The following is a 16,038-nucleotide window of genomic DNA, read 5'->3' as shown; positions in this document are numbered from 1 at the left end:
AGAGTCATACCCTGATAGCCTTTTTTCCAAAGCCGAAACTAGATTTCTTTGTGGAGCTGCTAGCACTTTCGTAATGCTCCTCAAGGCCACCTTGGAGTGGGATGCTACAAGTCAAAGCTTTAAATCAAGAGAGACCTTTACTCTGTCCATAGCAACGAAGGTCATGAAGCGCTTGACGTTACCTCCTTCGAAGAAGAGCTCCCGGGTTAGCTTCTCGTATTCTTTCATGTCTTTGACGGCAATGATCAGAATGAAGTCGATGTCTCCAGTGACGTAGTAGCACTGCTGCACCTGGGGGCATTCGAGGAACCGCTGGCGAATGGCATCCAACTCCTCAATCACCTCACTTAATACAGAAACGTTCACGATCACGGTGGTGTTGATTCCTACGTGATCCGGAGAAAGGACGCTTCGATCACCCATTATCACTCCGTTCTTCCTCAGCCGCTGTAGCCTCCTTGCCACGGCTGGTAACGAGAGGTTCACACGCTCAGCAAGCTCACGCATGGGCATCTGATTATCCCGTTGAACAAGCTCAAGAAGGTGTCGGTCAAACGCGTCTATCTGAGGGGCTTCGACTGTCATAGAAAATACCTGTTGCGAGAATTTTTATCGTTTTGATGGCGTATTCAGAGACCCTTTATGCCTTGAGGGAGCATATATTCTCTTCAAGCCCTACGCAAAAAAGGTGTTTCCGAAATGCGATACAACAAGAACGAGCTTGTCAGGACTGGCGAAGCTCCCGCAGCCTTGAAACCATTTACATCTGCCCACCTTGATGAAGTTCGAAGCCACCTTGAGTGCATCGATTACGACATCACCCCTCTACTGAGCCTCCAGGAACTCGCCCAAAGCCAAGGCGTCGGCGCGATTCTCGTAAAAGATGAAAGCCGCCGTTCCGGCCTGAAAAGTTTCAAAGCCCTCGGTGGAGCTCATGCAGTTGTCCGCGTAATCCTGCATGAGGCTGGTAAACGCCTTGGCCGTAAGGTGGCACCCCAAGATATTCTGAGCCCAGAAGTACAGTTGGTTGCTCAGTCGCTCACGATTACCTGCGCAACTGACGGTAACCATGGGCGCTCTGTTGCTGCGGCTTGCAAGGTCGCTGGCTGCCACTCGGTCATCTTCGTACATGCCGGCGTAAGCGAAAGCCGCGCAAATGCAATCGCGTCACTTGGCGCGGAAGTGCAGCGAGTGGTCGGGAGCTATGACGACTCCGTAGCCTACGCAACCGACGCCGCTCAGAAGAACGGTTGGATTGTTGTATCCGACACTTCCTGGCCCGGCTACGAAGAAATCCCAACTTGGGTTATGCAGGGCTATCTGGTGATGGCCGATGAAATTGTCCAGCAGGTGGAGACCAGTGGTTGCAGCCTGACCCACGTGTTTCTTCAAGCAGGCGTAGGTGGATTCGCTGCCGCCCTGGCTGCATACCTGACGTCGGTATATGGCGACCTGGCACCAAAAATCGTGGTCGTCGAGCCTGAGAAAGCAGCTTGCATTTACGAGAGCGCCATCAAAGGTGAAGCTACGAAGATCAATCACGGTGAAGCAACCGTAATGGCGATGCTGGAGTGCTACGAGCCATCCATGGTCGCCTGGCGCATTCTGAAAGAAACAGTCACTGCGTTCATGACCATCAGCGACGAAGATGCTTTGTACGCCATGGCTGCAATGGCACGCGAAGGCACTTCGGATCCGGTAATCGAGGGTGGAGAAAGTGGTGCTGCCTCTCTCGGTGGTCTGCTGGTAGCCTTGGCTCACCCAGAAGCCAAGAGTTCCCTAGGACTGAACGAAGACTCGGTCGCTTTGGTAATCAACACTGAAGGCGCGACCGATCCGGAACTGTACGCCCAGCTCCTGACTCAGGCCAAGGCGCTGCCATGAGATCCCCAATCATAAATGGCAAGCGCCTGTTGCAACGCCTTCAGGAGCTGGGTCAAATCGGCGGCCTGCCCAGCGGAGGCGGTACTCGCCTCGCCTTGTCGGACGAAGACAAGTTGGGGCGCGACCTGATCGCAACTTGGCTTTCCGAAGCCGGGGCCACTGTTCATGTCGACAAGATCGGCAACATTTACGGTGTTGTCGGTGGTTCAGTAGCCTCCGCACCAATCATGACGGGCTCACACATCGACACAGTCGTCCGAGCTGGTTTGTTGGATGGCTGCTATGGAGTGGTTGCAGGCGTTGAGCTCCTTCAGGCAATCAACGAAGCCGGCCTGCAACCAACTAAACCGCTGGCCGTCGTCGTCTTCAGCAACGAGGAAGGCGTTAGGTTCTCGCCCGACCTTCTGGGATCTCGCGTTATCGCCAAGGACATTGCACTGGACGAAGCCTTGGCCGTATCTACCCGCGATGGCAAGACCTTTCAGGGAGAGCTCACCCGTATAGGCTATGCCGGCGAAATCGATCCTTGGAAATTTCTTCCAGAAGCCTTCCTCGAACTTCATATCGAGCAAGGCCCTATTTTGGAAGCAACCCAAACCCGAGTGGGAATTGTCGAAGCACTCCAAGGCCACTCTTGGTGGCAAGTCGAGATCGAGGGTTGTGCTAACCATGCCGGTACCACCCCAATGAACTTGCGCAAAGACGCCGGGGTCGCAGCAATGCAATTGGCCTGTAGGATCGAGGAACTATCAGCCCACGAAAGGCTGCCGAATGTTGCAACCATCGGCACCTTCACCCTCGAACCTAATGCAATCAACGTTGTGCCTGGTAGAGCGAAGTTCACGATCGACTTTCGAGACGCTGACGATAATCAGCTTCAAAAAGCCGATGCCTGGCTTTGGAATGAGACTGCAAAGCTGCAAGACCTGGGGTACGAAGTGAAACTGCAGAGACTCTCAAAGGCCCTGTCGATTCAATTTGACGCCAAGCTTTGCGATTTGCTGGAAGAGACCACCCAGCTCATTGGCGCTTCCCATATGCGCATGGTGTCCGGGGCAAGCCATGACGCTCAGATGATCGCGAAGGTTTGTCCATCAGCCATGGTGTTTGTACAAAGCTGTAAAGGAATTAGCCACAACCCGAAAGAAAGCACTCCAGACGAAGAGCTCGTCCTAGGCGCTCAGATTCTGACTAACGCAATGTGGACGCTAGCAACATCCAAATAGTGATCCAAGCACAATGAAAACTGTTGGAGGTATTGGTCATGAACATCGCATTTTCCAGTGAAGAATTTGCAAGCCGTGTAGCCCGTGCGCAAGCAGAGATGAGCCACCATCGCCTCGATGCACTGCTCGTCACCTCACCACCGAACTTCCGCTACTTCAGTGGCTTCGACAGCCAGTTCTGGGAAAGCCCGACGCGCCCTTGGTTTTTTATCATCCCAGCCGAGGGCGAGTGCATCGCTGTGGTACCTGAAATCGGTGCTCCTCTGTTGCAGGGTTCCTGGATCGGCAAAACGCTGAGTTGGCCTGCCCCCCGTCCGACCGATGACGGAGTCACTTTGCTCAGCGACACCCTGCTATCACTGTCGCGACGCTTCGGGCGTATCGGCATGGAAATGGGTCGTGAATCAGTGATTCGCATGCCGGTGAACGACCTGTTCCTACTCAAGGACAAGCTGGGCAGCGTTGACTTGGTTGACGGCTCCCCGTGCATCTGGAACGTGCGAGCGATCAAATCAGCAGCCGAAGTAGAGTACATCCGTCAGTCCTGCACCATCGTGAGCGACGCCTTCGACAAGTTGCCTAGCCACGCCCGATGCGGACAAACCGAACTTGCCATCAGCAAAGCCCTGTCAGTAGACATTATCCAAGGCGGTGCGCATGCCCTACCATTCATGGCTGCAGCATCTGGGCCTGGTGGCTATGAGCAAATTATTTCTCGCCCAAGCGACCGCGTTATCGAAGACGGTGATGTGCTGATCATTGACGTCGGCGCCACAGTCAACGGCTATTTCTGCGACTTCGACCGTAACTTTGGTTTTGGGAGAGTCGATGACGCAGCCCTGCGTGCGAACGAAGCAATCTGGGATGCCACCGAGGCGGCCTTCGCGATCTCTCGTCCTGGCACAAAAGTATCTGAGCTCTGGAAAGCAATGATGGGTGTTCTAGAACCAGCTGGCATGCTCGGAAACAACGTCGGTCGCCTGGGCCATGGCTTGGGACTGCAATTGACCGAACCGCCTTCCCACATGCCAACTGATGACACCGTGCTGCGCGAAGGCATGGTCATCACCATCGAACCGGGCATGGAATACGCGCCTGGCAAGATGCTGGTTCATGAAGAAAACATCCATATCACCAGCTCTGGCCCAGTCATTCTGACCCGCCGCGCTCCGCGTGAGATGTTGATCATTAACAACTGAACCGACCGTTCCCCTCTTAGGCTCCATCAAAGGCCTACACCCTTGCTAATTCCAGCCTATGGATAGGCTGGAGTCTGGCTGGTGAGCAGTATGTGCCCGCCCACATCCACGCCATGTAGGTTGCGGCACACCGTGAGTTGAAATACTGCGCCACTTATACATACAAAATGCAAGCCAGCGCTAACAGTCCATAAGCGTTAGAAACAAAGGAACAACAATGACAATGCCTAATGTTTCAATTGAAGATGTACCTATTCAAAAATTCCATCAGCGCCTCACAGTTAGTGCTGCCGGCGGAATCTTTGTAGATGGCTATGTTCTCAGTATCATTGGAGTTATTATTCTACATGCCACTGCCGATTTACAATTGAGTGATTTTTGGCAGGGAATGATCGCCGCTTCAAGTCTTATCGGTATCTTCGCTGGAGGTTTGATCGGCGGGTGGCTTACCAGCAGCTTGGGTCGTAAACGTCTGTTCTATGCAAGCCCTATTATTTTCCTAATCGCATCTATTGGCCAATTCTACGCGGACAGCGCAGAGATGTTGTTTTTCTGGCGAATCGTGATCGGCATCGGCGTTGGCATTGAGTATCCAGCTGCAACAGCTATGCTGGCTGAGTTCCTTCCCCGAAAGAACCGTGGCCCTCGACTTGCCGCACTTTCCACATGCTGGTTTGCGGGTGCTGCTGCAGCTTACCTGTTTGGCGAAATCATCCTTCGCGTCGGTGGAGATGATGTATGGCGGATGGTGTTAGCAAGCGGAGCCGTTCTTGGTGGATTACTTTTCTTCATACGTTTGGGAACGCCCGAGTCCTTGCGCTGGCTACTGAGCAAAGGAAGAAAGGAAGAAGCGAGCATTTTGGTCAAAGAAATCTATGGCCGCGATTTCACCATCGACAATGTTGGCGAAGACAGCAGCAACGTTCGTCTACCACTGAAAAGTATCCTGTCCGCTGGATATGGCAAGCGTATGTTCTTCGTCGTGGCCTTCTGGACTTGTGCGATGCTACCTGTGTTCGCTGTCTATGCTTTTGCGCCCAAGGTTCTGTCTGCTCTCAAGCTAGATGATGATGCAGGCTCCATTGGATCGATTGTGATTACTGCCTTCTTCGTCATAGGCTGCATTTTTGCAACTAAGTGCATCAATACCCTTGGACGACGAAATACCATGATCTACAGTTTCCTGCTTGCAGGCATTTCTCTGGTCGGCCTAGCAGGGTTCCAGTCTAGCTCAAGTTACTTGGTCATTCTGTTCTTCTCTTGCTACGCTCTTTTCATTGGCGGGGCTCAGGTGTTGACCTTCGTGTATCCCAACGAAATATTTCCCACAGAGATTCGGTCGTTTGCCGTGGGCATTGGCACTTCCTTCTCTAGGATTGGAGCAGCTGTAGGAACATACTTAGTCCCTGTATCCCTCAGTTCCTTAGGCGTGGCGACCACTATGATGGTGGCAGCAGGAATTACCTTCATCGGGTTGCTCGTTGCAATACTCCTTGCACCTGAGACTAGATCGTTGAATCTGCAGCAGGCTAGCGCGCTGGCATAAGCTGTGATTTTTCGTTGATACAACCCTGGGGGGCGCTTTAAGCGCCCTCTTTCATTACGTTTTTACCGTGACCATTGATGTAACGGAGTTAACCCTCCGTACCAGTGACGCAACCCCTTCTCTGCCATGCGACTCTCTAGCAAACGCACAACAGATCGCAAAACTAACACGAGAAATTTTCTCTTTCAACGCCTTATATAAGAGACCTTTTATAGGTTACGTAGGGGTATATTATCTTTGAAGGGTAGATTTAGCCTAGCTTTACTGAGCCAAGGCAGATACTCATCCGAGAGCCAATGACCATCTTGAGTGAATCAGGGAGAGACAAAGCAGCGAAATCAGCAGCAGCTAAGGAGCCTGATTTCGGCCAGCGCACGTAAAGATGTCCATTTTTACTCCCATAACAGGGGCAACTATAAAAATATAAGATGACGTTCGACTCCAGCTCCACCAGCCTCGCCCATCGGCGCAACCAGCTTAAATGACGGGCTGCTAGAGCTATTTGAATGACTGCCGCTTACTACACCTGGAGTTAACCATGGATTTCACTGTTACGAGCTTGGCGCACTGAAGCACTTCGTGCTTATCAAAGTCTGCCTAAAAGAAATAATTATTGTTGCGTGCAACCGCGCAGCCTAGCAGCCCCTTTCACTTAGGATTACATCATGCACATCTCAAAAGTCTTCAGTTTTTTGCTGGTAGGCACACTCGGCGCAGTAGCTATCAATGCAAAAGCACAAGAGGTTCCAACCCTTCAACCTGGAGTGCTCGCCATTGGCTCGGATCTTACCTGGGCACCTTTCGATTACTACGACAAGAACGTTCCAGCCGGATTCGATGCCGAACTGATGTCCAAAATTTCCAAAGGGCTTGGCCTCACACCGCGCATCGATGACACACGCTTCGCCAACCTGGTAATCGGCCTATCGGGCAAAAAATACGATGTTATCGCATCCGCGCTTTACATCACCCCTGCGCGCGCAAAGCAGATTGACTACGTGCCCTACCTTAAAACAGGGGGGTCACTGATGATACTCAAGGGCAGCGATTTCCGCCCAGAAACCGTGAACGATTTGTGTGGAAAAAAGGTAGCTTCGCTTAAAGGCGCTGCCTGGGTGCCCACACTGGCAAATCTATCAAGTGACTATTGCCTCCCAGCCGGCAAAGGGGCTATTGCTGTCCAAGAGTACGAATCCTCACCGGTAGCTGCTCAAGCACTTCTTTCCCGCGCAGCTGACGTGCAGTTTGAAGATGCTGCCGTCTCGCAGATGCTGATCAAGCAGACCAAAGGGCGATTGGAGATCACTTCCAAAGCAATTATCGAGCCTGTTGTAATCGGCTTGGGGGTCGCGAAAGGAAATACTGCGTTAGCGACGGCACTTGAAGAGCAGCTAAAAAAACTGAAGGAAAGCGGCGAATACCAGGCGCTGCTTTCAAGTTACAACTTGCAAGAGCCGACCAAGGATGACATCGCTGCCGCGTATGTAGGCAAGTAAACAACTCGACTATAACAATACAGGGCGGTCGTCCCTGACCGCCTGCAGGAGTTTATTATGTCTTTTGATTGGAGCTATATACTGAGCCTTTTCGCCGAGCCTGCGTTTTGGGAGGCAACATGGACGGTCGTTGAACTGAGCGTCACCACATGGGTACTCGGAATTATGGCTGGATTCATTTTAGCCCTCGGCAAACAGTCATCTAACAAATTCGTAAGCGGAGCTTCAGGGCTATATATCTGGTTCTTCCGAAGCTTGCCCCTACTGGTACTCTTAGTTTTTACTTTCAATATTCCCCAGGTATTTCCCGGCACAAGTGGCTGGCTCGGAGACCCATTCGTTGCAGGTCTCGTCGCTCTAGTCCTCAGTGAAACAGCGTACATCGCTGAGATCCATCGTGGGGGTTTACTATCAGTGGCTCGGGGACAGGTTGAAGCCGGAAAGGCCCTCGGTATTCGCTACGTAGGCATCCAACGTCTGATTGTCGTCCCTCAAGCGTTCCGAATCGCCTTACCCACACTGATAAACGAGTACATCACGATCGTTAAGCTGACTTCGTTGGTATCAGTCATCTCCCTCGGCGAAATCTTGCTTGTCGGCCAACGCCTGTACACCCAAAATTTCCTGATTCTTGAAACGCTGACAGCGGTGGCCTGCTTCTACGTCCTCATTGTTACGGTCTTTGGCTTCCTGCTCAAGACCCTTGAGCGGAAGCTGGATATCACTCGCCGCCAGCCTGGCGTAGTGAAGCTGTTGGAAGCAGCCGTAAAACCCGCTTCTACCTCTAAAGCACTTAAGCTTGAGCAGAAAGGTGAATACGCTCTTGAGCTGGTAGAGGGTCGAAAGTCCTATGGCTCTCATGAAGTCATAAAAGGCGTTTCACTCAAAGTAAAATGGGGCGAAGTCATTTCAATCATCGGCCCATCCGGATCGGGAAAAACCACCTTGATTCGTTGCCTGAACGGTTTGGAGGCACTCAACAGAGGGGCTGTGCTTCTCCAAGGCGAACCGTTCCTGGCAGGGACTGAAAATGCCTGTGAAAAAAAGGCTAAACAGAATCCGCATCGCATCGTTCATGTCGGGATGGTATTTCAGAGCTTTAACCTGATTGCCCACCGCACAGTCTTGGATAATGTGATGATGGCGCCCCTGTACCATCATCATGACACCCGCGAAGTCACCCGGCAGCTAAGCCTCGCAATGCTAGCCAAAGTTGGCTTGGCCGAACACGCAAACAAATACCCTCACCAGTTGTCTGGCGGACAGCAGCAGCGGGTCGCTATTGCACGGGCCTTGGCAATGGAGCCTGCGGTAATGCTTTTTGATGAACCAACTTCGGCGCTGGATCCCGAGCTTGTGACTGAGGTATTGAAAGTCATCACCCAATTGGCTGAGGAAGGTATGACGATGGTAATCGTCACCCATGAAATGAACTTTGCATTCAACGTTTCTGACCGTGTAGTTTACATGGAAAATGGTGAGATCATTTATGATGCACCACCCAAGGACTTGCTGAAAGGTACCAACTCAGCTCGCCTCCAGAAGTTCATGGAAGCCGTGAAAATTGCTGCTTGATGCAATTAAATCCAAAACCGCAACAGAGACTAGCCTCTACAGTGCAAACCGCGAGAGCCAACAACCTGTGCTGGAAGCCCTAATCCCTCAAGCTCTGGTCTGCTTTACAAATCGTCAGGCCGAGAATAAATAGGGCATCAATAGCAATGGAAATCTAGCAGTCTATCCAGCATCCTTAAAAGCATGCTCTGCATCAAAAATGCAGAGCATGCTTCATTAGCAAAGCACCCATCTACATATCTGGAAATCCCATACTTTTCCAAAATTCGAATATAGTCGAGCTTAGATGAGCTTATTCAGCACAAATGTGGTCATTGTGTTTTCAACGCCGGGCATGGCTGCAATCAGCTTCCACACTGTATGAATCCGCTCAGGGTGGGCTGCTTCAATCCTTACCATGAGATCGAACTCACCACTCATGACTTCGCACATGGTGACCTCAGGAATACCCTTCATCCCCCTTACCACATCATCTCCACGCATCCGGTCATGCCGATAGACAAAGATGATTGCGCTTATTGGTGCTGAAGGTTTTAGCCCCTCCCCCACCCGCACTGTGTATCCCTGAATAACACCATCGCGCTCCATACGCTCAATACGCTGACGGACTGCGTTGCGCGAAAGGTTGACCTTGGTACCTAGCTCAGCATGGGCCATTTTGGCGTTGGCAGTGAGCTCAGCCAGGATCCGCTCATCCTGGGGATCGAGCGAACGTTTCATACAGTGTCCCTATATGCCCCGAATGAAGCTGGAAAGGCCATCGATATCTCCCTTGCTCAGCACTACGTGATCCACAGACAAACTGGCCGCCTCAGTGACTTCACCTTTCCACATGTCCAGTTCAGCCAAAAGCTGCGAGGACTTGCTAGGAGCAAGCTGCGCCAGGGTCACCATTGGGCTCGCAATGCTACGACGATGCAGGCGTGCGGCAAGGGCGCCCGTTGCAGTCTGCGGATCAACAGCTGTGCCCGCCTCCTTATACAAAGTGAGCATCTCCGCCTTAACCTGCTCATCAGCAACGGCATAAGAGTCAAACAGCATACGTGCCTGCAGCCACTGCTTATTCCCAATGCTCAGCTTACCCGACTCCTCGAAAGCAGCCATTAGGCGCTGTACGGTACCGCCATCATGATCATAGAGCTCCCAGATGAACCGTTCGAGGTTTGAAAAGAGAGAAAAGTCCATTGAGGGAGACAGCGAATGGCTGACCTCTCGGGTAGAGTAGCTGTTCTGGTTAATGAAGCGATGCAGAGAGTCATTGGTATTCGTCGACACAATGACCTGATTGATTGCCAGCCCCATTTTTTGGGCAATGAAGCATGCATAGATCTCGGCAAAGCTTGCCCCCGGTATGCTGAACCCAACAGGCCGCACACCTCCCCCAAGCTGCAAAGCACTGTGGAAAAAGAAGACGATCTGAGCCAAGACACCAACCCAATTTGTAGAGTTGAAACTGATGGGAAGGACATCTCCCGCCGGCCAAGCTCTCAGCACCTTAGAGACCAGGGTCTGGCAATCATCAAAGCTACCGTCAACCTCGATCAAATGTTCATGATCTGAGCTTGCCCCCATCAAACCAGCCAAGCGATCAGCGGGTACACCGTCTCGGGGGTAGAGAGCCAATACCTTCACATTGTGCAAATCCTTGAAGGCTTCGATGGCTGCAAGCCCCGTGTCACCATTGGTCGCCCCAATAACGACTGCTTGGCTGGGCGGGATCAGAAGATGTGTCACAAGCCGAGCTTGGAGTTGGGCTGCGAAATCCTTGGATGCCTGAGTAGGCCCGTGATGCAACTGCAAAACCCACTCATTTGGGCCAATCTGCTGAAGAGGAGCTACCGCCCGATGGTCAAAGCATTGATAGCAGTCCTTCAGCATTCTCCTCAAGACAAAGCTTTCAATCTCCCCATCCACAAAGGGAGAAATTACACGAAACGCAAGCTCATCAAAGGGAAGCCATGACCAACTCGCAATTTCTTGGCTGTCGAAGCGCGGGAGACTCTCCGGCACGTAGAGCCCGCCATCTGATGCCATACCTGAGAGGACGACACTGCGAAAATTGGCAGGCTCCGCAGAACCACGAGTGCTTACGTAGTCCATTTTTACTCCAAATAAGAATTAAGCGACCATCCTGTCCTGCAAAAAAATGCTTCAAGGAGTCCTGAAAGCACTTTATGCACGCCACACCAGCATTTAAATAGGTTAAATGGCATTATTTTTTGGCCAAAATGCTCATGAGCGAGCATTTTGCTCGTTAAAGCCCTGTAGCCAACAATGTTAATTAATTTGAAATAAAAAAAGGCCGCTTGATAGCGGCCTTTAATCCCTTTATCAGGCTCATACTGCAGAAGAGAATTTCATAAGCAGCAGGCCGCCAATAATCATAACCGCAGCTAAAATCCTGAGTGTGCCAACCGGCTCACCAAGAAATGCTATCCCTACAACAAATGCTCCAACAGCCCCAATGCCTGTCCAAATGGTGTAGGCAGTACCCAGTGGCAAGCTCTTCATCGAATAGGAGAGCAGGATGAAGCTAGCAACAACTGTAACAATTGTTACAACTGAAGCCCCAATTTTTGTAAAGCCTTCAGACTGCTTCATAGAGAAGGCCCATACGACCTCCAGAATACCTGCAACAATCAAACTAAACCAAGCCATGAACGGCTCCGTATAGAAGCCGGGTCGTCCCGGCGAGATTAGCCCAAATACACGAGGTCGTCCCCGGGGCATTAATGTACTGGCTGTAATATTAAGCTTCGACGAGTTCAGTGGTGATAACAGCGCCAGGCATCATTTTTGACAGCCCTGTCACGAGATCATCTGCAGCCGCATTCAGTGCTTCAATTGGCATCTCAGGAAGACTCTCAAGGATGAACCACATCTGCTTGGCCTCGGCATCCAGACGAGTTCGAACACCCTGACGCCAGTTCCAACGACGGCAAGTCACACCTCGGTCATCCCGCCAAATAACCTCACCAGCATCTGGCGGCTCATTTGCAGGCTCGCCACTTTTCATCGTGTCAAACTCTTCACTACCATCAGCTATGGTCAATCGTGGCATGCCAACATAAGCCGCAAAATTTTCACCGCCTACAGGAATCGCATATTGAATGCTGATTGCGTTGTACAGGTCTACAACAGGGTCGATAGCTGGCAGCTTACCGTCCTTTTTGACTCGCTTGAGGAGGGCTTCTGCGGAACATGGCGTACGCTGTGGCTTAACGCCAAATTTCCGGAAAGCATCACCCCATGCCGCCAGATGAGCCTCGGCCCAAGTTGAAGTGCCAGCTTCAACCACCTGGTAAGCACGCTCCATGGCTTGCGCTGCGACATCAGGATTGACTATAGGAGCAGCCTCAACGACAACGCTGACCGCTCGAAAACCAGGAGCTAGCTCGGCAACCCTGGGGTCAATTGACGGATGTACAGAAAGCATCAGAGAATCTCCTAAAACTGACCAATTTAGAGCATTTTACTGACCGATGACCAAAAAAGTCAATATATCGACCGACCCGGAAGCCCATGTTCAGCAGGTAAGCGAGGCAGTCGCCAAGCGGCTTAGGGAGGTACGCAAGCAGCAAAAAATCTCTCTTGATGAGCTTGCCCGTCGCTCAGGCGTCAGCAAGGGAATGGTAGTCGAGATTGAAAACTGCAAAGCAAACCCTAGCATCGGCATCCTGTGCAAGATCTCAGCAGCACTTGGATTGTCCGTCGCTGATGTCGTGAATGTGGCAAGCACTCCCACTGCCCGCTTGATTGAGGCGCAAGAGATTCCGACACTGTGGAACGGGCCGGCAGGCGGATCTGCACGCTTGCTGGCAGGCACCAGCGGGCCCAACATGATTGAGCTATGGAAATGGGAGCTCAAGCCAGGCGAGCTTTTCGAGTCCAGTGGACATCCCGCTGGTACCTTCGAACTCTTTCATGTTGAGCAAGGCACCTTGAAACTTGTCATTAGTGAAGCTGAACTCATCATCAAACACGGATGCTCAGCAATTGCAAAAACTGATGTTCCTCATCAGTATATAAATGATGGGAAAGAAACCCTGATTTTTACAATGACTGTTGCAGAACTTCATCAGTGACAAATTTTTAAAGCTAAAAAAAGCCTCCCCTGGTAGGGAGGCAAAGAGGGTTACCTACGAAGATCGGCAATTCGGGAGACTGCATGAAATCTCCCGAATTTACTTCAGTTGCTGAACGTTTCGTCCAGAGCCGCTGAAATGTCTTTAATCAGATCATCAGCGTCTTCGAGACCAATCGAAAGGCGCAGGTGACCGTACTCAAGGAACTCTTTGGGGTAATGCTCGGAACCGCCACGCGCTTCTGGGCCGACATGAACGATGAGCGATTCGTCATGGCCAATGGAAACCGCTGAAGTAATAACCTTCAGCTTCGCAACGAAGCGGTTCTGCTTGTCAGAACTACCCTTGACAGCAAATGCCATCACACCGCCGAACCCTTTGCCTTCAAACTGACGACGGGCCAGTTCATGCTGAGGATGGGACGGCAGACCCGGGTAGTAAACGTAGGCAATGCGGTCATCGGAATCCAGGAACGCAGCTACTTTCTCAGCCGTAGCAAGATGCTGGCGGATCCGCAGGGGCAAGGTTACCGAGCCGCGCATGATCAGCCAGGCATTGAACGGCGAAATTACAGCCCCTAGGTCGACCAAGGCATCATGCTTGATCTTGCCGATCAGTTCTTTGCTGCCGATCACAACACCACCCATGGCGTCACCATGGCCATTGATGTACTTGGTCAGGGAGTGAACAACCAAATCAGCCCCTTTGGTCAAGGCGTGGAAGAATGGCGGTGGGGTGAAGGTTGCATCAACCGACAGCAGAGCACCATTCGCTTTGGCAATTTCTGCCAAGCCTTCGATATCAGCTACCTTGGTGGTCGGGTTCCCGATGGACTCGGTGTGAATCAGCTTGGTGTTAGGCTTCACTGCCTTGCGCACTGCTTCCAAATCACCCATGTTGACGAAGGTCGCTTGAATGCCATAACGCTCAGGCAGCAACTCTGCAAACAAACGCCATACTGCTTCGTAGGTAACGTCACCGACAACGATATGATCCCCACTTTTCAGAAAAGTGAAGAATACCGAGTGCAGCGCAGCAACCCCGGTTGCAAACGCAGCTGCAGCCTCACCGCCTTCGATAGCTGCAAGTTTCTTTTCCAGGCACACCTGGTTGTGACCTGCATTACGGGTGTAAACCAAGCCATCAGGGCTCGACCAGTCCATGTCTTCCGGGTCGTCAGGAAGGCGATAAGAGTTTGCCATCACCAGTGGTGTGCGCACTGCGCCAGTGGTGACGTCCATAACGTTACCGCCATGAACTGCCTGGCTGCTAACACCCAATGTGGCCAGGTTTTCTTTATCAGGACGCATCTTAGTACCCTCTTGCTTATTGAGCTTCTTTTAAGGATGGCTTAACAGTCAACCCATCGTTTGATACACTAGCATCCGTTGGAACCAACTCTTGATTATCGTCAAACTTCAACTTGCCACTTGCGATCCCATAAACCCGGCCACGAACCACATACCAGCCGACCACAAGAACTGCACCATAGAACGGAATAGATGCGGCAGAGTACGTACCGACTGGATAGTCACAAGCAATCAAAATAAAGACTAGGACGAAAAACACCAGAGTTGCATAACCACTATAAGGCGCGAACATCATTCTAAACTTTGGACGTTCAATGAGCCCCTGCTGAGAAAGCCTATAAAGCTTGAGCTGGCAGAGGATAATCACGCCCCAAGCACCCAGCATCAAAATTGCTGTCAACGACATAGCAATCTCAAAAGCCTGGTCTGGTAGAAATGCATTCATAGCTACGCCGACAAGAGATGCAATGGTTGTGAACATAATCCCAGCAAATGGCACACCATTGCTGTTCATTTTCACAAGGAAAGGTGGCGCAGAACCCGTCACTGCAAGCGAACGAAGAATACGTCCAGTAGTGTAAATCCCAGCATTTAGGGATGAAATGGCTGCGGTGAACAGAACCATGTTCATGATAGCGTCAGCGCCTTGGACACCAATGGCACCGAAGAAGGTTACTAACGGACTTACTCCTGGAATGTATGAGGAGCTCGGCATAAGCAACGAAAGCAGCAATATAGTGCCAACATAGAAAACAACAATACGGAAGACAACTGCGCGAATTGCTTTCGGCATGACCTTTTCAACATCTTTGGCCTCCCCTGCTGCCGTACCAACAAGCTCAATACTACCGTAAGCAAAAACTACGCCCTGTATTAAAATTACCGCAGGCATCACACCATAAGGGAACCACCCCCCATGATCTGAGATCAACTGGAAGCCTGGTACATGGCCATCGATTGGTGTACCAAAGACAACCATGTACACACCCACGCAAAGGAAGGTAACCAGGGCCGCAACCTTGAAGAAGGCAAACCAGAACTCTAATTCACCAAATATTTTTACAGACACCAGGTTGATGCCTGTAATGATGGCTAGCACACCAAGCGCAGAAGCCCATTGAGGAACATCTCCAAGGAACGGAACATAGGCCTTGAAAAAGTTCAGATAAAGAGCTGTAGCCGTGAGCTCTGCAATTGCAACAGTTACCCAGTTTGTCCAGTACATCCAGCCTGCTGCATATGCCAGTTTTTCACCATAGAACTCTCGGGCATAGGACACAAAAGACCCGGTTGAGGGCCTGTGGAGAACTAGCTCACCAAGAGCGCGAATGATAAACCACGCGAACACACCGCAAACAGCAAATGCAAAAACGAGTGAAGGGCCTGCTTCAGAAAGGCGAGCACCTGCCCCTAGGAATAGACCACTACCAACAGCACCACCAATTGCGATCATCTGAATCTGGCGTGCACGAAGTGTCTTTTTGTAGCCAACATCTTCTGCACCAACATACTTAACCCTGCTTGCACTCTCAGCCGCCGAGTCAGCAGGAACACTATCTTTAAAGCTCATACGCCAACACCTTGTTATTGTATTACGGCAAGGCGTAACCAATGCACGCCTTACATAAGCAGCATACTCACATATAAACTAAGCAGCTCCACGCTCAACAAAGGCTATGATGGGCCTTACACGCAAGAGCAAAGAGCCTTCAGAAAC

Annotated in this window: 14 protein-coding genes; 7 read left to right on the top strand and 7 right to left on the bottom strand. The window is 51.3% G+C overall.

Annotated elements, in window-relative coordinates:
- Positions 1-111: 111 nt before the first annotated feature.
- A complete protein-coding gene (locus tag H620_RS0104605) occupies positions 112-585 on the bottom strand; it encodes an Lrp/AsnC family transcriptional regulator (protein ID WP_027906829.1) in 474 nt (157 codons plus the stop codon).
- A 114-nt stretch (positions 586-699) separates the two neighbouring features.
- Here H620_RS0104605 and H620_RS25525 point away from each other — a divergent pair, with 114 nt between their 5' ends.
- The 6 genes from H620_RS25525 to H620_RS0104575 all read left to right on the top strand — a co-directional run bounded on the left by H620_RS25525 (position 700) and on the right by H620_RS0104575 (position 8,926).
- Positions 700-1,884 carry a diaminopropionate ammonia-lyase gene (locus H620_RS25525; protein WP_081669627.1) on the top strand — a complete coding sequence of 395 codons (1,185 nt, stop codon included), beginning with the start codon at positions 700-702 and terminating at the stop codon, positions 1,882-1,884.
- Complete coding sequence (locus tag H620_RS0104595; protein WP_027906828.1) at positions 1,881-3,110, top strand: Zn-dependent hydrolase; 1,230 nt, start codon at positions 1,881-1,883, stop codon at positions 3,108-3,110. The genes H620_RS25525 and H620_RS0104595 overlap by 4 nt, the downstream gene beginning before the upstream one ends.
- Before the next feature lie 38 nt (positions 3,111-3,148).
- Positions 3,149-4,309 (top strand): M24 family metallopeptidase, encoded by a 1,161-nt coding sequence (locus tag H620_RS0104590; protein WP_049818705.1) that lies wholly within the window; start codon positions 3,149-3,151, stop codon positions 4,307-4,309.
- A gap of 217 nt (positions 4,310-4,526) precedes the next feature.
- A complete protein-coding gene (locus tag H620_RS0104585; protein WP_027906826.1) occupies positions 4,527-5,855 on the top strand; it encodes an MFS transporter in 1,329 nt (442 codons plus the stop codon).
- A 665-nt stretch (positions 5,856-6,520) separates the two neighbouring features.
- The gene (locus H620_RS0104580; RefSeq protein WP_049818704.1) at positions 6,521-7,351 is read left to right on the top strand and encodes a transporter substrate-binding domain-containing protein; all 831 of its coding nucleotides are present in this window, start codon (positions 6,521-6,523) and stop codon (positions 7,349-7,351) included.
- Positions 7,352-7,408: 57 nt separating this feature from the next.
- Positions 7,409-8,926 (top strand): amino acid ABC transporter permease/ATP-binding protein, encoded by a 1,518-nt coding sequence (locus tag H620_RS0104575; protein WP_027906824.1) that lies wholly within the window; start codon positions 7,409-7,411, stop codon positions 8,924-8,926.
- 282 nt (positions 8,927-9,208) lie between these two features.
- Here H620_RS0104575 and H620_RS0104570 read toward each other — a convergent pair whose 3' ends face one another.
- From H620_RS0104570 to H620_RS0104555, 4 genes are all read right to left on the bottom strand, one after another.
- Positions 9,209-9,646 (bottom strand): Lrp/AsnC family transcriptional regulator, encoded by a 438-nt coding sequence (locus tag H620_RS0104570; protein ID WP_027906823.1) that lies wholly within the window; start codon positions 9,644-9,646, stop codon positions 9,209-9,211.
- Positions 9,647-9,655: 9 nt separating this feature from the next.
- Entirely contained in the window at positions 9,656-11,026 is a 1,371-nt protein-coding gene (locus H620_RS0104565) for a pyridoxal-phosphate dependent enzyme (RefSeq protein ID WP_027906822.1), read from the bottom strand.
- A 237-nt stretch (positions 11,027-11,263) separates the two neighbouring features.
- Positions 11,264-11,584 carry a DMT family transporter gene (locus H620_RS0104560; RefSeq protein WP_027906821.1) on the bottom strand — a complete coding sequence of 107 codons (321 nt, stop codon included), beginning with the start codon at positions 11,582-11,584 and terminating at the stop codon, positions 11,264-11,266.
- 91 nt (positions 11,585-11,675) lie between these two features.
- The gene (locus H620_RS0104555; RefSeq protein WP_027906820.1) at positions 11,676-12,362 is read right to left on the bottom strand and encodes a B3/B4 domain-containing protein; all 687 of its coding nucleotides are present in this window, start codon (positions 12,360-12,362) and stop codon (positions 11,676-11,678) included.
- Between the two features lie 46 nt (positions 12,363-12,408).
- Between H620_RS0104555 and H620_RS0104550 the strand changes: the two genes are divergently transcribed.
- Positions 12,409-13,011 carry a helix-turn-helix domain-containing protein gene (locus H620_RS0104550; protein ID WP_027906819.1) on the top strand — a complete coding sequence of 201 codons (603 nt, stop codon included), beginning with the start codon at positions 12,409-12,411 and terminating at the stop codon, positions 13,009-13,011.
- A gap of 104 nt (positions 13,012-13,115) precedes the next feature.
- Here H620_RS0104550 and H620_RS0104545 read toward each other — a convergent pair whose 3' ends face one another.
- Both H620_RS0104545 and H620_RS25520 read right to left on the bottom strand, forming a co-directional pair.
- The gene (locus H620_RS0104545; protein ID WP_027906818.1) at positions 13,116-14,321 is read right to left on the bottom strand and encodes a trans-sulfuration enzyme family protein; all 1,206 of its coding nucleotides are present in this window, start codon (positions 14,319-14,321) and stop codon (positions 13,116-13,118) included.
- Between the two features lie 16 nt (positions 14,322-14,337).
- Complete coding sequence (locus tag H620_RS25520; RefSeq protein ID WP_081669626.1) at positions 14,338-15,891, bottom strand: amino acid permease; 1,554 nt, start codon at positions 15,889-15,891, stop codon at positions 14,338-14,340.
- Positions 15,892-16,038: the final 147 nt, after the last annotated feature.

The organism is Pseudomonas taiwanensis DSM 21245 (assembly GCF_000425785.1).
In the GTDB taxonomy this organism is placed as follows: Bacteria; Pseudomonadota; Gammaproteobacteria; order Pseudomonadales; family Pseudomonadaceae; genus Aquipseudomonas; species Aquipseudomonas taiwanensis.
This window is presented reverse-complemented; position numbering and strand designations above follow the sequence as displayed.

Coding starts and splice junctions, on each gene's coding strand:
- H620_RS0104605 (WP_027906829.1), bottom strand. CDS start 585: ATGACAGTCGAAGCCCCTCAGATAGACGCGTTTGACCGACACCTTCTT.
- H620_RS25525 (WP_081669627.1), top strand. CDS start 700: ATGCGATACAACAAGAACGAGCTTGTCAGGACTGGCGAAGCTCCCGCA.
- H620_RS0104595 (WP_027906828.1), top strand. CDS start 1,881: ATGAGATCCCCAATCATAAATGGCAAGCGCCTGTTGCAACGCCTTCAG.
- H620_RS0104590 (WP_049818705.1), top strand. CDS start 3,149: ATGAACATCGCATTTTCCAGTGAAGAATTTGCAAGCCGTGTAGCCCGT.
- H620_RS0104585 (WP_027906826.1), top strand. CDS start 4,527: ATGACAATGCCTAATGTTTCAATTGAAGATGTACCTATTCAAAAATTC.
- H620_RS0104580 (WP_049818704.1), top strand. CDS start 6,521: ATGCACATCTCAAAAGTCTTCAGTTTTTTGCTGGTAGGCACACTCGGC.
- H620_RS0104575 (WP_027906824.1), top strand. CDS start 7,409: ATGTCTTTTGATTGGAGCTATATACTGAGCCTTTTCGCCGAGCCTGCG.
- H620_RS0104570 (WP_027906823.1), bottom strand. CDS start 9,646: ATGAAACGTTCGCTCGATCCCCAGGATGAGCGGATCCTGGCTGAGCTC.
- H620_RS0104565 (WP_027906822.1), bottom strand. CDS start 11,026: ATGGACTACGTAAGCACTCGTGGTTCTGCGGAGCCTGCCAATTTTCGC.
- H620_RS0104560 (WP_027906821.1), bottom strand. CDS start 11,584: ATGGCTTGGTTTAGTTTGATTGTTGCAGGTATTCTGGAGGTCGTATGG.
- H620_RS0104555 (WP_027906820.1), bottom strand. CDS start 12,362: ATGCTTTCTGTACATCCGTCAATTGACCCCAGGGTTGCCGAGCTAGCT.
- H620_RS0104550 (WP_027906819.1), top strand. CDS start 12,409: ATGACCAAAAAAGTCAATATATCGACCGACCCGGAAGCCCATGTTCAG.
- H620_RS0104545 (WP_027906818.1), bottom strand. CDS start 14,321: ATGCGTCCTGATAAAGAAAACCTGGCCACATTGGGTGTTAGCAGCCAG.
- H620_RS25520 (WP_081669626.1), bottom strand. CDS start 15,891: ATGAGCTTTAAAGATAGTGTTCCTGCTGACTCGGCGGCTGAGAGTGCA.